The sequence below is a fragment of the Novosphingobium sp. MBES04 genome, assembly GCF_000813185.1.
Lineage (GTDB): Bacteria > Pseudomonadota > Alphaproteobacteria > Sphingomonadales > Sphingomonadaceae > Novosphingobium > Novosphingobium decolorationis.
On sequence record NZ_DF850488.1, the window covers coordinates 1,205,167 to 1,221,018 of the forward strand.

Annotated in this window: 16 protein-coding genes and 1 tRNA gene; 3 read left to right on the top strand and 14 right to left on the bottom strand. The window is 67.4% G+C overall.

Annotation, left to right across the window (positions count from 1 at the left end; translation table 11 throughout):
* Positions 1-137: 137 nt before the first annotated feature.
* The 3 genes from MBENS4_RS05365 to ispG are packed head-to-tail and all read right to left on the bottom strand — an operon-like array spanning position 138 to position 2,548.
* Positions 138-668, bottom strand: a complete 531-nt coding sequence (locus MBENS4_RS05365; protein ID WP_039389267.1) for a retropepsin-like aspartic protease family protein — start codon at positions 666-668, stop codon at positions 138-140.
* Positions 669-677: 9 nt separating this feature from the next.
* A complete protein-coding gene (locus tag MBENS4_RS05370; RefSeq protein WP_039389269.1) occupies positions 678-1,415 on the bottom strand; it encodes a hypothetical protein in 738 nt (245 codons plus the stop codon).
* The gene (ispG, locus tag MBENS4_RS05375) at positions 1,412-2,548 is read right to left on the bottom strand and encodes a flavodoxin-dependent (E)-4-hydroxy-3-methylbut-2-enyl-diphosphate synthase (RefSeq protein WP_039389271.1); all 1,137 of its coding nucleotides are present in this window, start codon (positions 2,546-2,548) and stop codon (positions 1,412-1,414) included. The genes MBENS4_RS05370 and ispG overlap by 4 nt, the downstream gene beginning before the upstream one ends.
* Before the next feature lie 92 nt (positions 2,549-2,640).
* Between ispG and MBENS4_RS05380 the strand changes: the two genes are divergently transcribed.
* Positions 2,641-3,657: a zinc transporter ZntB gene (locus MBENS4_RS05380; RefSeq protein WP_039391790.1), complete on the top strand. Its 1,017-nt coding sequence runs from the start codon at positions 2,641-2,643 to the stop codon at positions 3,655-3,657.
* Between the two features lie 25 nt (positions 3,658-3,682).
* Here the strand turns inward: MBENS4_RS05380 and MBENS4_RS05385 are convergent, their stop codons facing one another.
* From MBENS4_RS05385 to MBENS4_RS05425, 9 genes are all read right to left on the bottom strand, one after another.
* Entirely contained in the window at positions 3,683-4,195 is a 513-nt protein-coding gene (locus tag MBENS4_RS05385; RefSeq protein ID WP_039389273.1) for a GNAT family N-acetyltransferase, read from the bottom strand.
* Positions 4,195-4,665 (bottom strand): GNAT family N-acetyltransferase, encoded by a 471-nt coding sequence (locus MBENS4_RS05390; protein WP_039389275.1) that lies wholly within the window; start codon positions 4,663-4,665, stop codon positions 4,195-4,197. The genes MBENS4_RS05385 and MBENS4_RS05390 overlap by 1 nt, the downstream gene beginning before the upstream one ends.
* Positions 4,662-5,612 carry an RDD family protein gene (locus tag MBENS4_RS05395; RefSeq protein WP_039389277.1) on the bottom strand — a complete coding sequence of 317 codons (951 nt, stop codon included), beginning with the start codon at positions 5,610-5,612 and terminating at the stop codon, positions 4,662-4,664. The genes MBENS4_RS05390 and MBENS4_RS05395 overlap by 4 nt, the downstream gene beginning before the upstream one ends.
* Positions 5,612-6,691 (bottom strand): stage II sporulation protein M, encoded by a 1,080-nt coding sequence (locus MBENS4_RS05400; protein ID WP_039389279.1) that lies wholly within the window; start codon positions 6,689-6,691, stop codon positions 5,612-5,614. Before MBENS4_RS05400 ends, MBENS4_RS05395 begins: the two co-directional genes overlap by 1 nt.
* Positions 6,688-8,082: a DUF58 domain-containing protein gene (locus MBENS4_RS05405; RefSeq protein WP_084591959.1), complete on the bottom strand. Its 1,395-nt coding sequence runs from the start codon at positions 8,080-8,082 to the stop codon at positions 6,688-6,690. The genes MBENS4_RS05400 and MBENS4_RS05405 overlap by 4 nt, the downstream gene beginning before the upstream one ends.
* 4 nt (positions 8,083-8,086) lie before the next feature.
* Positions 8,087-9,103, bottom strand: a complete 1,017-nt coding sequence (locus MBENS4_RS05410; RefSeq protein ID WP_084591960.1) for an AAA family ATPase — start codon at positions 9,101-9,103, stop codon at positions 8,087-8,089.
* Entirely contained in the window at positions 9,100-10,452 is a 1,353-nt protein-coding gene (locus MBENS4_RS05415) for a DUF4350 domain-containing protein (protein WP_039389281.1), read from the bottom strand. Before MBENS4_RS05415 ends, MBENS4_RS05410 begins: the two co-directional genes overlap by 4 nt.
* On the bottom strand, positions 10,449-11,129 hold the full coding sequence (locus MBENS4_RS05420) for a hypothetical protein (RefSeq protein ID WP_039389283.1): 681 nt from the start codon (positions 11,127-11,129) through the stop codon (positions 10,449-10,451). Before MBENS4_RS05420 ends, MBENS4_RS05415 begins: the two co-directional genes overlap by 4 nt.
* Before the next feature lie 114 nt (positions 11,130-11,243).
* On the bottom strand, positions 11,244-12,137 hold the full coding sequence (locus MBENS4_RS05425) for a prephenate dehydratase (protein ID WP_039391795.1): 894 nt from the start codon (positions 12,135-12,137) through the stop codon (positions 11,244-11,246).
* A 206-nt stretch (positions 12,138-12,343) separates the two neighbouring features.
* On the opposite strand from MBENS4_RS05425, the gene MBENS4_RS05430 reads away from it, so the two are divergent.
* On the top strand, positions 12,344-12,994 hold the full coding sequence (locus MBENS4_RS05430) for a c-type cytochrome (RefSeq protein ID WP_039389285.1): 651 nt from the start codon (positions 12,344-12,346) through the stop codon (positions 12,992-12,994).
* 273 nt (positions 12,995-13,267) lie between these two features.
* Here the strand turns inward: MBENS4_RS05430 and MBENS4_RS05435 are convergent, their stop codons facing one another.
* Both MBENS4_RS05435 and MBENS4_RS05440 read right to left on the bottom strand, forming a co-directional pair.
* Positions 13,268-13,927 carry an RlmE family RNA methyltransferase gene (locus tag MBENS4_RS05435; protein WP_039389288.1) on the bottom strand — a complete coding sequence of 220 codons (660 nt, stop codon included), beginning with the start codon at positions 13,925-13,927 and terminating at the stop codon, positions 13,268-13,270.
* Positions 13,924-15,378: a Ppx/GppA phosphatase family protein gene (locus MBENS4_RS05440; RefSeq protein WP_084591961.1), complete on the bottom strand. Its 1,455-nt coding sequence runs from the start codon at positions 15,376-15,378 to the stop codon at positions 13,924-13,926. Before MBENS4_RS05440 ends, MBENS4_RS05435 begins: the two co-directional genes overlap by 4 nt.
* Before the next feature lie 147 nt (positions 15,379-15,525).
* Here MBENS4_RS05440 and MBENS4_RS05445 point away from each other — a divergent pair.
* A tRNA-Gln gene (locus tag MBENS4_RS05445) sits at positions 15,526-15,599 on the top strand.
* Positions 15,600-15,852 lie beyond the last annotated feature (253 nt).

Genomic DNA, 15,852 nt, shown 5'->3' on the forward strand with positions numbered 1-15,852 from the left:
GAAGACGGGAATTTCCGAGGGCCATCGCCCTCGGGCTCCCCGAACCATCAAGCCCACCTTCACGCGCTACCTGGGCTGAACGAGGTGAGGCAGCCCGTTTTGGGGTCAAGGGGCGATGGCCCCTTGAATCTATCGTCCTAATCCGCGACGCCCAGCAGCATCCGGTCCCCCTCGATGGCGACACCGGGCAGCTTGGCCAGAAACGACTGACCAAGCAGCGATACGTCGAGCCCTTCGGGCAGGATCGCCGCCTCCACACCTTCCGCGCTCAGGCCATCAACCTCGATACGCGCGAGCTTCACAGGTACGCCGTAGACCGTGCCACTGGCGCCCCGCCCGATCGGGCGCACGTCGTCCTCGTTCCAGTCGAGCCCGGCAGCATGGGCGTCCTCAGCCGTTAGAGCCACGATGCTGGCGCCCGTATCGACGAGGAAGTGAACGCTCTGCCCGTCCACCCGTGCGTCGAGATAGAAGTGCCCGTCGCCCGCGCGTTCGAGAACGCTGCCACCTGCAAGCCAGGCCTCCCGCCGGGCCTCGCCAGCGGCCGCCTCTGCGGCGGCTTGGGATGCTGTGACATCATTCGTGGAAGTCGAGGTCGAGAGGCCCGGGGCCATCCAGCCGACAACGGCGGCGGTCAGGAGGAGAAGAACGATCGGTGCAGCACGCATGGCGGCAATCTAGCTGGCGGACACTTCTTCCGGGTTAATGCCGCGCGGGCCGATGAAGCCGTGATGCGCGCCCGTTCCGGCAACGGCCGCCATGAGCCCTACGACAAGCGTGTCGAAGGCCATGAGGCCCCAGACAAGGGCGTCAGGCTGACCGAGTGCGGCGGTGTGGTTGGCCTCGTGCAGGAGTTGTAGGAAAAGCCAGGGCGGCGCGATGTAGAGCGCAATGCGCAGCGCCTTGCTCCAGCCCCGGACATAGGCGTCGCGCAGCCCGAAGGCGCGGTCTCCCAGAATACCCGCGATCATCAGCACCACGCCCGGCAGGCTGAGCAAGGTCAGGCCGAACCCAAGGACGAGACGTGCCGCGGGAGCGAAACCAAGCCCCATACTCCCCGGGAGCGAGCACACAACCAATACGATGAGCCCCAGAGCCAGCGGTCGCCAGGCGACACCGGCCAGGCTCCAACCCGGACGCCCCAGGGCCCGGTTCGCCCAGACGCGCGCGGTAAAGAGCACGGCCAGCGGCAGGCCGACCAGCTTGGCCGTCCCATAGGCCCAGCGGGTGGGGTCCTGCGCCAGCGTGCGGAAGGCCTCGTCGCTGGCGAACATGCCCAGCCCGATCTCGGCCACGTGCTGGACGAACTCGGGCACCATCACCAGAAGGAGGGCAAGCGGTGCGAGCCGAAAGACCCGCAGCGCATCACGAAGGCTCAGGCCGAAACCGCGCAGTTCCGACCCGAGGCCGCTCACTCGGCGGGTTCCGCCGGAACCTTGGCCGCTTCGTCCGCCGCCTCGATCTCGGCCGCCTTGGCTTCGACCAGCTTGACGATGTGGTCGAGCATGTCCGCGTCCTCCACCGTGTGGTCGGTGAGGCCGGACAGGTAGACCATGTGCTTGCCGTTGCCCCCGCCAGTGAGGCCGATGTCGGTCTCACGCGCTTCGCCGGGGCCGTTGACCACGCAGCCAAGCACGGAGAGCGAGAGCGGCGTCTTGATGTGCTGCAGACGCTCTTCCAGCGCCTCGACCGTGCGGATGACGTCGAAGCCCTGGCGTGCGCACGAAGGGCACGAGACGACGCGCACGCCGCGCGTACGAAGCCCGAGGGCCTTGAGCATCTCGAAGCCCACGCGCACTTCCTCTTCCGGCTCGGCCGACAGCGAGACGCGCAAGGTGTCGCCGATCCCGGCCCAGAGCAGGTTGCCCATGCCGATCGAGGACTTGACCGTCCCGCCGATGAGACCGCCCGCCTCGGTGATGCCCAGGTGCAGCGGGCAGTCGGTGGCTTCAGCCAGGCCCTGGTAGGCCGCGACCGCGAGGAACACGTCCGACGCCTTTACCGCCACCTTGTAGTCGTGGAAGTCGTGGTCCTGCAGAAGTTTGATGTGATCGAGCGCGGATTCCACCAGCGCCTCGGGGCACGGCTCGCCGTACTTTTCCAGGAGATCCTTTTCCAGGCTACCTGCGTTGACTCCAATACGGATCGCACAGCCATTGGCCTTGGCCGCACGCACGACTTCGGCCACACGCTCGTCCGAGCCGATGTTGCCCGGATTGATGCGCAGGCACGCCGCGCCCGCATCGGCCGCTTCGAGCGCGCGCTTGTAGTGGAAGTGGATGTCCGCGATCAGCGGCACCGTCGCCGCGCGGGCGATCTCCTTGAAGGCCGCGGTGCTCTCCACGTCGGGACAGGACACCCGGATAAGATCCGCCCCCGCCTCCTCGCAGCGGCGGATCTGGTCGATCGTCGCCTTGGCATCGGACGTGAGGGTGTTGGTCATGGTCTGCACCGTGATCGGGGCATCACCACCAACGGGAACACTGCCCACCATGATCTGGCGGCTCTTGCGGCGCTCAATAGTGCGCCAGGGACGGATCGAAGACATGGCGCCCTTATAGGGACATGCAGCCGTGGTTTGAAGCCCGTTTGCCAGAAACCTCGCTTGAACCTTCGCCCGTTTCGGGCATTCAGGTCTCCATGATCGAAACCAGCCTCTACGACCCGACCGACGACACCGAGACCGGCACGCCCCTCCTGTTCGGACGCGTGCTCGACGGGCACGGCGGAGCGCGGGCGGTTTCGTGGGAGGACGCGCAGGAATGGCGCCCCGGCAAGCCCGGGGAAATGCTCTGGGTGCACTTGTGCCGCAATGCCCATGGCGTGGCGGAATGGCTGGGGGAAGGACTGGGCCTGCCCGAACCCACGGTCGAACTTCTCACCAGCGAAGACACCCGCCCGCGTGCCTTTCGCGAAGGCAACGCGCTGGTCGCGACGCTGCGCGGCATCAACTTCAACCCCGGCGCCGAGCCCGAGGACATGGTCTCGCTGCAGATGTGGTGCGACGGGCGCCGTCTTGTCACCTTGCGCCGCCGCCCTCTCCAGACCCCGCGCGCGGTGATGGCTGAGCTCGACAAGGGCACCGGTGCGCTCGATGCGGGCGCGGTCATCACGCTGCTGGTCGAGCACATGATCGCGCGCATGAACCGCTCGATCATCGACATGAACGAGGTGATCGACCAGCTGGAAGAGACCGATCCCGACGAGGATCCCGAAGCCATGCTCGACAAGATCGCGACGATCCGGCGCAATTGCCTCGGCCTCAAGCGCCACATGGCCCCGCAGCACGAAGCGCTCGAACGGATCAGCCGCGAAGCGCCGGAATGGTTCGAGAAGCACGACCGGCGCGAGATCGCCGAGACCATCGACCGTCTGCGGCGCTATCTCGACGATCTGGACATCAGCAAGGAAAGCGCCGTGGTCCTGCAGGACGACCTGCGCGCCCGCGCGGCGGCGAGCGCGGATCGCACCAGCTATCTGCTCACCATTGTCGCGGCCATCTTCCTGCCGCTCAGCTTCGTGACCGGCCTTCTGGGCATCAACGTGGGCGGCATGCCCGGCATGCAGGACCCCGACGCGTTCTGGGTGGTCGTGGCGCTGTGCGCGGCGATCCTTCTCGTCCAGCTGGTGATGTTCTGGAAGTGGAAGTTGTTCTGAGCCCTGCGCGACGTTCCCAAGCCGCTCAGAGCGAGAGCGCGTAGAGGAACTCGTCGTCGCGCTTCTCGCCGACCATGAAGAAGATGTCGCCCACCTTCTCGAAGCCGTAGCGCTGGTAGAACTTCTGCGCGCCCGGGTTCTCCGAGTAGACCGAGAGCTGGATCTCGTCCGCGCCCTCGACCCGCACCTTGGCCAGCGCCCAGTTCATCAGCTTGGCACCGATGCCACGCCCGGTCGCCTGCGGGTCGGTGTAGAGCTGCTTCAGTTCGATCGCCTTCGTCCCGCGCGCATGCTCGGGCCAGCCGCAGGCAAGCTTGAGCTTGCAATAGCCCAGCAGACGCCCGTCCTCGAGCGCGAGCATGATCGGCATGGCCGGATTGGCGATCTCGGCCGCGACGTTCTCTTCCGAATGCGCTTCGGCGAGGAAATTCGCCAAGTCCTCGGGGCGATAGAGGTGCCCGAACTTCGCCGTGAAGGAGCGCGCGCCCAGCTCGGCAAGGGCTACCGCATCGGTGGGGCCGGCTTCGCGAAGGTCCATTACAATTCCCGCGTCATGCACATCGAAAAATCGTCCGCCACATAGTCGGCAAAGGGCGGGCATTCAACGAAGCCGTGCGAGAGGTAGAGATTATGCGCGGGCACGAAGGCCTCCGGGCGCCCGGTTTCCAGGCTCACGCGGGTATAGCCGCGCGCCTTCGCCTCTTCCAGGAGATGCAGGAGCAGCGCACGGCCCGCCCCCTGGCGGCGGTAGGCGGGCGCGACGCGCATCGACTTCAGTTCACCATGACCCGCGTCCAGGTGCTTGATCGCGCCGCAGCCCGCAAGGGCCTCTCCGTCCCAGGCCGAGAAGAACGTGACGTCGGGCTGGCGCAGCCGCTCGGCGGGCATGGCATGGACGCTTTCGGGCGGGGACCACTGGTGCATTTCATCCAGGTGGAACTGGAGCAGCGCCAAGATGGCCTCGCCTGACAGGTCGTCGCGGCGGATCGTGTAACGGGTGGGGGTCACCGGGCTTCCTCTGTGTTCTTGTCGGCCTTGCGCACGCCCATGCGCAGGCCCGCTTCGAGCCGCGCGCGCAGCTGGGTGTAATAGGCCTCCAGGAAGGCGCGTTCATCGCCCCAGCCGTCGTTGCGGCCGATCTTGTCGGAGATGGTGTGGTAGACAGGCTCGATCGCCTTGGCGCGTTTGTCGCGCAGCACGCGTTCAAGCGCCTGGAGCTCGTATTCGCCGTAGACCGCCAGTTCATCCTCGCCAAAGCGGTACTTCGGGCCCTCCGACGTCGCGGCGGTGCTCGCCGCCGCAGCCGGAGCCTCCACCGACAGCGCCCTGGCCAGCTTGGGCCGGGGCGCCTGGACGACCCAGCTCCCCGCGATGACATCGCCTGCACGCAGGCCATCGCGGTTGAACAGCGGAAAGAGCATGAAGATGAGGAACCAGGCCGTCGCCGCAAGCCAGGCAAGTCCGCTCTCGGCTCCCGCCGAAGCGACGAAGACGATGGGCAGGAACAGCTCGATGTCACGCAGGAGGTTGCGCGCGATCACCATCTCGGGCGTCAACCGGCCGCCGTCGCGCGCGGCGATGCGCAGGCCATTGATGCGCTTGCCCGGCGTCGCTCCACGCGGGCCCAGTTCGAAGAACAGGAAGTAGGCGTTGCGGAACAGGAACAGGACAATGAGCCACACGACCAGCAGGAATTGCAGCGCGTAGCCACTCGCCGTCCCGCTGGAGAGCGTGTGCTCGATCGACGCCGCGCCGCCCGCCATGAACAGGAGGCCGACCGAGAGCACCGTGATAAGAAGGCCAATGAACAAGAGGTCGAGCAGCAGCGCGCCGAAGCGCGCGCCGCGACTGGCAATGGCGATGGAGAGCGAAATGCCCTCGGGCGTCAGCAGCGTGCGGCCAAGGCCGGGGGCATCCTTGCGGACCTTGCGCGCCTTGCGTTCCTTGCGGGCCATCAGCGCAGCCCCCCTTCCCCGGCGCGTTCCTCACGCCAGCGGCGGGTGCCGGGGAACGCGAAGAAGTAGGCGCACCACACGACCAGCATGAAGCCCCCGATGGAGAAACGCCCCAGGGTCGTGTCGACGAGCTGGCGCGCGAAGCCTTCCAGAAGCGCGGCGATGACGAGCATCAGGACCACGCCCACCATGACCACGGCCGCGCGCTGCCCGGCCGCCGCCGCCGCACTCAGCAGCGGCCTGGAGCCCGGGAAGGCGAGCGTGCGCCCGATATGCAGGCCTGCGGCGGCCGAGAGCAGGATCGCGAAGATCTCGGTCGTCCCGTGCACCGCGATCCACCCTCCAAAGTCGAGGGTCAGCCCGGCCCCGCTGTAGAGCCAGAGCATGGCGCCCAGGAGCGCCAGGTTCTGCACCAGCAGGAGCACCGACGGGATGCCGAAGGCGAAGCCCAGCGCGAAAGCCAGGATCGAGACCTGCGCGTTGTTGCTGAAAAGCTGGGCAGCAAAGACGCTGAGCCCGTTCTGGTCGGCGTTGTCGAACAGGGTCGCGCGCAGCATCTCGGGTGTCGCACCCGGAACGCGCGGCCCCGCCATCTCGCGCCCCACAAGCGCGAAGTACCATTCAGGATCGTTGGCGACGAGAAGCCAGCCTGCCGCGACCGCGGCAACCAGGATCGCAAAGCAGGCCGCGACATCGGCGCCAATCGCGCGCACCGCCGCACTCCAGCCCCCGGCAAAGAAGCTGCGCAGCCAGCCCGCCAGCGAGGTCCGCGGCCCGTAGACCACGAACCAGGCGCGCTGAACGAGGGTTTCCAGATAGGCCACCGTCGCGGCATCGAGCGAGGTCTCCCGCGCGACCGAAAGCCCCGAGGCCGCCGTACGATAGAGTCCGGGCAAGGCGAGCAGGTCCTCGTCCGAGACCTTGCGCAGGCGTCCCTTCTCCATCTTGCGCACGATGGCTTCCAGGCGCTGCCAGTCGGCCTCGCGCTCCAGGCGGAAGCGGTCCGAACGCAGCGCCGCGCTCTCGATGGCGCCAAGGGCCGAAGCCGCCTGTCCACTGTCTTGAACGGCACCGCTCATCCGATCGCTCCTACGCGCTTGATGTCGAGATAGGCATCGATGAGGCGCGGCCCGATGGCATCGTACGGCGCCTCGATGACGTCGACGCCCATTTGCTGAAGGCGCTTCAGAACCAGCGCGCGCTCACGCAGCAGGAGGTCGGCGGCGACCGCCTCGGAGAGGTCCTGGAGCGAATCGGGTTCCTTCGCCGAGAGCGTCTCCAGCTCATCGTCGACCAGCGTCACAAACAGCACGACATGGCGCGAAAGCAGACGCCCCACGCTTTCAATCATCAGCTGCGCACTGGTGAGATCGGTGAAGTCGGAGAAGACCACGATCAGCGAACGGCGCTGGAGCTGGCCCGACAAGGTGGCGAGCGCGAGCGTGAAGTTGGGCTCCTGCGCGCGGTACTCAAGCTGCGCCGCGGCGCGCTGGAGGCGCAGGAACGCGCCCTGCCCGGTCACGAAGGGCGTGCGCACCTCGGGCCTTGCGGCAAAGCCGAAGAGCGCGATCTTGTCCCCGCCCTTGAGCGCGACATAGGAGGTCGCCAGCGCGGCAGACACCGCCCGGTCAAGCCGGGGCATGCCGCGCACCGGGCCGCTCATCGCCTGGCCGCAATCGAAGGCGAAGACGATCTGGTTGTTGCGCTCGGTCTCGAACTCCTTGGCGTAGAGATGCGAATGGCGGGCCGAAGCCTTCCAGTCGATCCGGCGCCGGTCCATGCCGGGCTGGTATTCGGCCAGCGCCTCGAACTGGGTGCCCTCGCCCCGCATCCGGCGTGCGATGAGGCCAAACTGCGCGTCCTTGAGAAAGGTCTGCAAGGCGGGCGAGCGCACCGCCGCGACATTGGGCCAGATGCGCACCTCGCGCTCCAGCGCGCCGGTGAACTGCCGGGCGCCCAGTCCGAGCGGCCCCGTCCAGCGCAGCCAGACCCCGCCCAGACGTGCGGTCCCCCGGCGCGTGGGCGCAAGAACACGCCCTCCCCGCCAGTCTGCCCCGTCCGGCGTCAGCGCGATCTCGCAGCGGCCTTCCGGCACGAGGCGCGGATCGCTCTCAACCACCAGGAGCATCGCACGCGCGCGGCCTCCCAGCATCGCGGCATCGGCGTGCAGGACGAACTCTCCGCCCACCTCGCAGTCCTCGGCAAAGCGCAGCGCGAGTGGCCCCAGCCGCCCGGCCAGCTGCGCGTCGATGAGGACCAGCGCGAGCACGGCCAGCGCGGCCACAGGCGCGATCAACCAGGCCTGCGGAGCCGCCGCCCCGATCACCAGGGCAATCGGTGCGACCAGCGCCAGGGCCAGAACCGCACGCCCGGTCGGCACCACCGGCAGGGTGCGCCCCTCGGGGCGATGCACCTGCCCGGCCGCGGCCGCGGAGCCGTGCTCGGTCGGAAGATCGGCCGGAGCGCTCATGGTCTCAGCGCGGCGCCTCGGTCTGCGCGACGAGGTCTTCGACCAGCGCCTCGACCTGCTTGCCCTCGATCTCGGCGGCAGGGCTGAGCAGCAGGCGGTGACGCAGGACGGACGCGGCCAGCGCCTTCACGTCATCGGGCAGGACGTACGCGCGGCCATCCAGCGCGGCGCGCGCCCGTGCGGCGCCTGCCAGCAGGACCGCGGCACGCGGGCTGGCCCCACTGGCCAGGTCCGCACTCTCGCGCGTCGCGCGCACCAGGCGCACGATGTAGTCGGCCACTTCGTCGGCCAGCGTCACGCCGCGTACGGCCTCGGCCACCGCGTCGAGCTGCGCAGGCGTGGTGACCGCCGCAATGCCGAGGTCCGCCGGGGAGGCCGCGCCCTTGTTCGCACCAAAGCGCGCCACGATCCCCAGTTCCTCTTCCAGCGAGGGGTAATCGACCAGCTGCTTGAACAGGAAGCGGTCCAATTGGGCTTCGGGCAGCGGGTAGACGCCCTGGCTCTCGATCGGGTTCTGCGTCGCCACCACCATGAAGTGCGCAGGCAGGGCATGGCGTTCGCCATCCAGGGTCACGCGGCGCTCCTGCATGGCTTCGAGAAGCGCGGCCTGCGTCTTAGGCGGGGTGCGGTTGATTTCGTCGGCGAGCAGCAGATCGCAGAAGATCGGACCGCGCGTCAGCGTGAACTGGCTGGTCTGGAAGTTGAAGAGGTTGGAGCCCAGGATATCGCCCGGCATGAGGTCGGGGGTGAACTGGATGCGCCCAAAATCAAGGCCAAGCGTCGCGGCAAAGCACTGCGCCAGGAAGGTCTTGGCCGTGCCCGGGGGGCCTTCGAGAAGGACATGGCCCCGGGCCATGAGCGCGATCAGCAGGTGGTCGATGGTCTCGGCCTGGCCGACCACGGCCTTGCCGATCTCATGACGGATCGCGTCGGCCAGCCGGGCCACCTCGGCCAGCGGCAGGCCGTCTGTGGCCGGCGCCGCAGCGGGCGGGGTCTCGGAAAGCGGGGCCTGGTCGTTCATTGCGTCAGTGTCCTTTCGAGCGCGTGGAGATCACGCGCGGCCTTGAGGATGTCGTGGGGACGGTGCGCGGCGCGCAGGCGCGCGGCGACCGCCGAAAAGGGTTCACGCTCCGGAGCCCGGGTGGCCAGAGCACGGTCGATGGCGGCCTCTGCCGCCTCGGCATCAAGGGCGCGCGGCAGAGCCAGAGCCGCCATCAGGCGCGCACGGGCGCGCGCCGCGTACGGTTCGCGCAGCAGGTGATAGCGGCGCGAACGGCGCACCAGCCCGGCCGCGTTGGCAACGAGGGCCTGCTTGCCGAACGCGAGGGCCCTCTCGGGCATGGCAGGCGGGCCAAAGCGCACGAAACCGCGCCAGCCGACCAGCAGTGCGGCCAGCAGCAGGCACAGGCTCACGCCTGCAAAGGGCGGTGTCACGGCCAGCGTCAGCAGGTTCTTGGTCTGCCCGAAGCCGTTGAGCGTCAGGTCGAAGACGATGGGCCCGTCCTCGTAGATCTCGAGCCGCTCGAACAGGTCCTCGATCAGCGCGGCGCTCTGCGGGCGGGCCATGCCGAAATTGTCGAGAAGATCGGGCTCGAAGACGAGCACGAGCGGGTAGCGGTCCTCATCGTCGACCTCGCTGCGGCGCGGGCGCTGCGCGACCTCTTCCAGGTCGGGATAGCTGCCGCCATCATCGAGAAGCGCGGCAAGGATCTGCCCCTTGCCATTGGTCACCAAGGGAATGAGCCGCTCGCCCTCACCCCAGGCCAGGAGATGGTCCTGCGGCAGGCGCCCGGCCACGCCCAGCCCCTTCCAGCGCGCGGGATCATCCGTGCCTGCGGCGGCCTTCTCCTCGGCACCGCGCCCCAGTCCCACCGCGACATCGTCGAGGAACCCGCGCCATTCGGGCGGGCGGGCGGAAACCAGGTTCACCCAGCCGCGCTCGGCCTTTTCCTCGCTACGCTGCTTGTCCGTCACCGGCGTCGCCACCCACTTGGGCGCGACCACCAGCGTTGCGCCCTTGTAGCGGTGCGCCGAGACGATGCGGTCGATCTCCTGTCCGTCGGCATCGGCGGGCGGGGTCAGGATGAGCAATCCATCGGAATTGAGATCGTCCGGGCCATGGCCCATGTCGACATCGTAGCCGCGCGCCTCCAGGTACTGCGCCATGGCGGCATAGCCGTTGAGCCCGCGTCCCTGGGCATGGCCGCCTCCGTCATTGCCCGAACCAAAGCCCGTCCCCGTGCCGATCATCCACAAGAGGAGGACGAACAGCGCGCCGCCCGCCAGCACGATGCCCAGCACCGCACGGCGCGAGAAGGGATTGGGCTGTGCGCTCGCAGGCCCTGCGACAGGGATCGCATGGGAGCTCATGCCGCTGGCGTCCCTTCGCGAAAGTGCAGCCGGGCAAAGTCGGCATAGGCCTCGCGCGCGGCCTGCCAGTCGCCCGCGTCCAGGTCGCGCAGCGCGAAGAGACTGCGCTCGACCCGTTCGGCAATGACCGTGAAGGCGCGGCGTCCGGCCTCGGGCAGGACCTGTAGCCCTGCAATCTCGCGCGCGGTGGAAGCCGGCCCCAGCCAGTCAGGCCGCTGATCGGAAATCTGACGTACACTGCGGCGCAGGAGCAGATGCGTGGCCTCGCCGTAGCGCCCCTGTGCCGCCAGCCGGTCGGCATCGGACAGGAGCGCCTCGGCCTCGGCCCGCACGGGCACCCAAGCTTCCGGCTCCTCCCCAACGCTGCGCACGCGGCGGTTCTCCCACCAGACCGATCCGATCCGCCACAGCACGTAGAGCAGCAGGAGCGCCGCAAGCGCCAGCAGGACCCACTGGAAGATCCCCCAGGACATGCCCAGCAGCCGTCCGATAGGCGCAAAGATCGCCTCGAGGATCCGCCCCAGGACCTGCAGCCAGGCGGGCGTTTCGGGAATGGGCACTTCGGGATGGGGCACGGGCGCGAACTGGATCTCGCCCGAGGCGCGCACGGCCTCCCAGTCGGCGCGGGCCTGTGCCGCTGCGGACCCTGCCGCGATATGATCCGCTCCGACGCTCACCGGTGTCTAGTTGGCATGAGGGTTCCGGCGGCGCAAGAAGCCCTCGCGCCATTCCCGGCAAAAGCACTTCAAAAGCCGACAAAAATCGCCGTCCGGCTAGGCCGACCGGGGGCCTTACCCCCGCGGACGAGCAAGCCGGTAGGTGCCCAGCGGGCGCACGTACTTGCAGTGGAACGCCAGTTCCTGCATCGCCCGGTCCACCCGCTCCTCGCCCGGCGCGCCTTCGATATCGACGTAGAACTTCGAAGCCGCGAAGCTCGCGCCGGTCTGGTAGCTCTCCAGCTTGGTCATATTGACCCCGTTGGTCGCAAAGCCCCCGAGCGCCTTGTAGAGAGCGGCCGGCACGTTGTTCACCTCGAAGATGAAGGTCGTCATCGTCTTCTGGCCCTGCAACGTGAAGGGATCGAGCGGCTCGCGCGCCAGCACCACGAAGCGCGTGGTGTTGTCGTCCGCGTCTTCGACATTGTCCTCCACGATCTGCAGGTCGTAGAGCTCGGCCGCCAGCTTGGGCGCGATCGCGGCCAGCGTGGGATCGCCCATTTCGCGCACATAGGCCGCCGCGCCTGCGGTATCGGCATAGGCCATCGGCACGATGCCCTTCTCGCGCAGGTAGCGGCGCGACTGGCCGAGCGCCTGCGGGTGGCTGTAGGCTGCCGTGAACGGCCCCTGCCCCAGCGCCATCAGCGCGTGGTTGATCGGGGTGAAGTGCTCGCCCACGATGGAAAGTCCGCTTTCGGGCAGCAGGAAGTGGATGTCGGCCACGCGCCCGTGCTGCGAATTCTCGATGGGAATGATCGCCCGCTCGGCCCGCCCGTCGCGCACAGCATCGAGCGCATCCTCGAACGAGAAGCAGGGCAGCGGCAGGCACTGCGCGTCGTACTCAAGCGCGGCGCGGTGCGAATTGCACCCCGGCGCGCCCTGAAACGCGACGGCGCGGTCCGGCGCGGCAACAGCCGCATCCGACATGGAGGAAACCTGTGCGAGGGCGGGTTTGGGATAGGAACTCATGGTGCGCGCGCGTTTACGGCGCTTTCCCGCCATGCGCAACGCAAACCGGCATGCCCGCGAGGCCTGTCATGCAACCGGACCGAACAATCTGTAACTTCGTCAAATGCGCAATCGGTCTTGCGCTCAAAGCCCCGGAACACTAGAGCCCAATGCCATAAAGAGCGAAAATACGTTTAAAGGTGGGGGCATTGCGAGGGGCTTTGTGAATGGATAATCGTTTCAATACCATCGCGGGCTGGGTGCTTGGGGCAGGCGCACTTGGCCTGGGCCTGACTATCGTCAGTTCGATGTATTTCGGTGCCGACAAGCACCACCGTCCGGAAACCATGGGCTACGCCATCGAAGGCGTCGAGGCCGAGTCGGAAGATTCGGGCGAAGTGCCGTTCGCGACGCTGCTGGCCAGCGCCGATCTTGCCAAGGGCGAAGCGTCCTTCGCCAAGTGCAAGTCCTGCCACACCATCGAATCGGGCGGCGCCAACGGCATTGGTCCCAACCTGCACGGCGTTGTGGGTGAAGGCGTCGGCACGGGCGCGGGCGGATTTGCCTTCTCCGACGCGCTCAAGGGCGTCGGCGGCGAATGGACATTCGACAAGCTCAACGAATGGCTGACCAGCCCCAAGGCCTTCGCGCCGGGCACCAAGATGACTTTCGCCGGTCTCGCCAAGCCCGAGGAACGTGCCAACCTGATCGCCTGGCTCAACACCCAGGGCTCGAACCTGCCGCTTCCCGAAGCGCCCGCGGCCGAAGAACCGACCGAGGATGAAGCCGCCGAGGCGGACGCTGCTGCCGAGGGCGAAGCTGCCGCCGAAGAGGCTGCCGAGGAACCCGCCGCTGCCGAAGACGCCGCCGCCGGGTAAGTTTAGGGCATGACGATATCCGGTGCGCTTCGGCGCATTGGTGGAAAACGGTCCGCGAACGCCGCCGAGTCGTTCGCGGACCGTTTTCGTCTGCATAGAAGAACGGGCCGAAGAACTGGGGAAGTAAGGATCAAGACAAGGGGTCATCACCCCTTGACCTCATACCCGCCTACCGCAGCTGGCAGAGGTGAGATAGACAGTTATGGGAGCCCGAGGGCGATGGCCCTCGGAAATCATCCTAGTCTTGAACTTTTGGATCCCCAGCGAGGGGCTCTACCCCTTGAACCCCTTGGCAATCACGTACCACTCCGAGGAGTCCTTACGGCTCGCCGGCGGCTTGGCGTGCTTGACGCTGGTAAAATGCTTCTTGAGCAGCCCAAGGAGCTGCGCATCGGTGCCGCCCGCCAGGACCTTGGCGACGAACGCGCCGCCCGGTGCCAGCGTCTGGATCGCGAAGTCCGCCGCGGTTTCCACCAGGCCCATCGTGCGCAGATGGTCGGTCTGCTTGTGCCCCACGGTGTTCGCCGCCATGTCCGAGAGGACCAGATCGGGTGCGCCGTCGAGCGCCTCCTCCAGCGCAGCGGGCGCTTCGTCGGCCATGAAGTCCATCTGGAAGATCGTCACGCCCTCGATCGGATCGGTCGGCAGCAGATCGATGCCCACCACCGCAGCCTTGGGGCACTTGAGACGCAGCACCTGGCTCCAGCCACCCGGCGCAATGCCCAGGTCAACCGCGCGGGTCGTGCCCTTGAGCAGGTCGAACTTCTCGTCGAGTTCGATCAGCTTGTAGGCCGCCCGGCTGCGATAGCCGTCGGCCTTGGCCTTCTTGACATAAGGATCGTTGAGCTGGCGGGTAAGCCAGCGCGCGGACGAAGTGGTCCGCTTCTTGGCGGTCTTGAGACGTTCGCCCGGATCGCGTCCCGAACGGCTCATCGCCCTGCCCCTGCACGCGTCATCGCGTCCCTTTCCGTATGTGTTGGCGCCCCTGTGGACGGCCGAGTTGTCTGCGACGAGATAAGGCTGCGCAGGATTCCCTCGCGGATGCCACGATCCGCAACACCCAGGCGCTCGGCGGGCCATAGGTCGAGAATCGATTCGAGGATAGCACATCCCGCCACGACCAGGTCCGCGCGCTCCTTGCCGATGCAGTTGAGCTCGCGCCGATCCTCGATCGCCATGGTCGAGAGGCGCGTGCTGATATCGCGCATCGACCGCGCCGGCACGATCAGGCCGTCAACCATGCGCCTATCGTATTGCGGCAGTTCCAGGTGCAGGCTGGCCAGTGTCGTGACCGTACCGCTCGTGCCCAGTAGCCGCAGTGGACCGTTGCGCCCGGCGCTGCCCCGCGCGCCCGAGATACGCTGCGCGAAATCGGCGAAACTCTCGCTCACAAGGCTGTGCATGTGGCGGTAGCGCGCCAGGCGCTCGGCCTCGCAGGTCCCTTCGGGCCCCACGCTTTCGGTGAGCGAGACCACGCCCCAGGGCACGCTTTGCCAGTCGAGGATGCGCGGCACCGTCCCGGTACTCTCGATCAGCACCAGCTCGGTCGATCCACCGCCGATATCGAAGATCATCGCAGGCCCCATGCCTTCCTCAAGCAGCACATGGCAGCCCAGAACGGCCAGACGTGCCTCCTCGCGCGCGCTGATGATGTCGAGCGCGATCCCCGTTTCCTGGCGCACGCGCTCGATGAACTCGGGCCCGTTCTCGGCCCGACGGCAGGCTTCGGTCGCCACCGAGCGCGCCAGATGGACATTGCGCCGCATGAGCTTCTCGGCACAGATCTTGAGCGCGGCAAGAGTGCGGTCCATGGCCGCATCCGAAAGCCGCCCCGACTGGGCCAGCCCCTCACCCAGCCGGACAACGCGGCTGAACGCGTCGATCACCGTGAAGTGCTGTCCGGACGGCCGCGCGATCAACAGACGGCAGTTGTTCGTGCCAAGGTCGATCGCGGCAAAGGACTGACGTGAGGCGCCCTCGCGTCCATTCCCGCTCGCCAAGGCCTTGGCGTCCGGCACCTTGCGATCGGACACCCCGCCGCCGCCTGGCCGCTCGGAAGATGCCTTGCGCACGGCTGCGCGCCCACGCGCCAACTCGCGCGGCGGGGACGCATCGCCAGAACCATCGCGTGCCTGGGACGCCCGGCCTTCGCCGGAGCGCCGACGGGACGCACCGCGCCCGCCACTGTCGGGACCGGAGCCCCTCTTCTCGTTTCGTTCGCGCGGCACTGCGCCTGCCACGGGCACGGACGTCGCCTGCGACGCTCCCTTGCCCACGGCTGCCCCGTTCGCGGACCTGGAAGACTTCCCCTTCCGGCCCTTGCGCCGCTTGGAAGCGCGGCGCGGGACATCGACTTTCGCGGCCGGCGGATCATGCTCCGCCATTTTCACCAAATCTCGTTCAAATCTTCCCACCCTGGCGGTGGGCACCTGCCGCGATGCTAACCGCCCGCGGACAAAGGAGCAAGCCCGATGCAAATTTCCCCTTGACCCGAATCACACCACCCCCTAGAGGCGCCTCTCCAACGATGATGCCCCGTCGTCTAATGGTAAGACTACGGATTCTGATTCCGTCTATCGAGGTTCGAATCCTCGCGGGGCATCCAACACTTTATCCCTTGACACCAAACCTTGCCCGGAGTGACATAAAGTCTGCCCGCAAGCGGTCTTGGGTTAAATCTTCGCCAGCCATCAGCTAGACGCGAAGCACCCCTCAGCAACATTCAAGTGAACGCGACCGCAGCAAGCCAAAGCCTGCCCGCGCAGTTTTGTGCAGGTGACTTTTACGCCTCCGCCGCCAAGCGACACGGATCGTCGGGCTCGGGCCGGTAGCGGAATTTCAGCTTTCAGTCGGCGACT

Excerpts from the sequence above, each read along its gene's own strand:
- MBENS4_RS05380 (WP_039391790.1), top strand. The coding sequence starts at position 2,641 with ATGATCGAAACCAGCCTCTACGACCCGACCGACGACACCGAGACCGGC.
- MBENS4_RS05385 (WP_039389273.1), bottom strand. The coding sequence starts at position 4,195 with ATGGACCTTCGCGAAGCCGGCCCCACCGATGCGGTAGCCCTTGCCGAG.
- MBENS4_RS05400 (WP_039389279.1), bottom strand. The coding sequence starts at position 6,691 with ATGAGCGGTGCCGTTCAAGACAGTGGACAGGCGGCTTCGGCCCTTGGC.
- MBENS4_RS05365 (WP_039389267.1), bottom strand. The coding sequence starts at position 668 with ATGCGTGCTGCACCGATCGTTCTTCTCCTCCTGACCGCCGCCGTTGTC.
- MBENS4_RS05410 (WP_084591960.1), bottom strand. The coding sequence starts at position 9,103 with ATGAACGACCAGGCCCCGCTTTCCGAGACCCCGCCCGCTGCGGCGCCG.
- MBENS4_RS05430 (WP_039389285.1), top strand. The coding sequence starts at position 12,344 with ATGGATAATCGTTTCAATACCATCGCGGGCTGGGTGCTTGGGGCAGGC.
- MBENS4_RS05405 (WP_084591959.1), bottom strand. The coding sequence starts at position 8,082 with ATGAGCGCTCCGGCCGATCTTCCGACCGAGCACGGCTCCGCGGCCGCG.
- ispG (WP_039389271.1), bottom strand. The coding sequence starts at position 2,548 with ATGTCTTCGATCCGTCCCTGGCGCACTATTGAGCGCCGCAAGAGCCGC.
- MBENS4_RS05435 (WP_039389288.1), bottom strand. The coding sequence starts at position 13,927 with ATGAGCCGTTCGGGACGCGATCCGGGCGAACGTCTCAAGACCGCCAAG.
- MBENS4_RS05415 (WP_039389281.1), bottom strand. The coding sequence starts at position 10,452 with ATGAGCTCCCATGCGATCCCTGTCGCAGGGCCTGCGAGCGCACAGCCC.
- MBENS4_RS05395 (WP_039389277.1), bottom strand. The coding sequence starts at position 5,612 with ATGGCCCGCAAGGAACGCAAGGCGCGCAAGGTCCGCAAGGATGCCCCC.
- MBENS4_RS05440 (WP_084591961.1), bottom strand. The coding sequence starts at position 15,378 with ATGGCGGAGCATGATCCGCCGGCCGCGAAAGTCGATGTCCCGCGCCGC.
- MBENS4_RS05425 (WP_039391795.1), bottom strand. The coding sequence starts at position 12,137 with ATGAGTTCCTATCCCAAACCCGCCCTCGCACAGGTTTCCTCCATGTCG.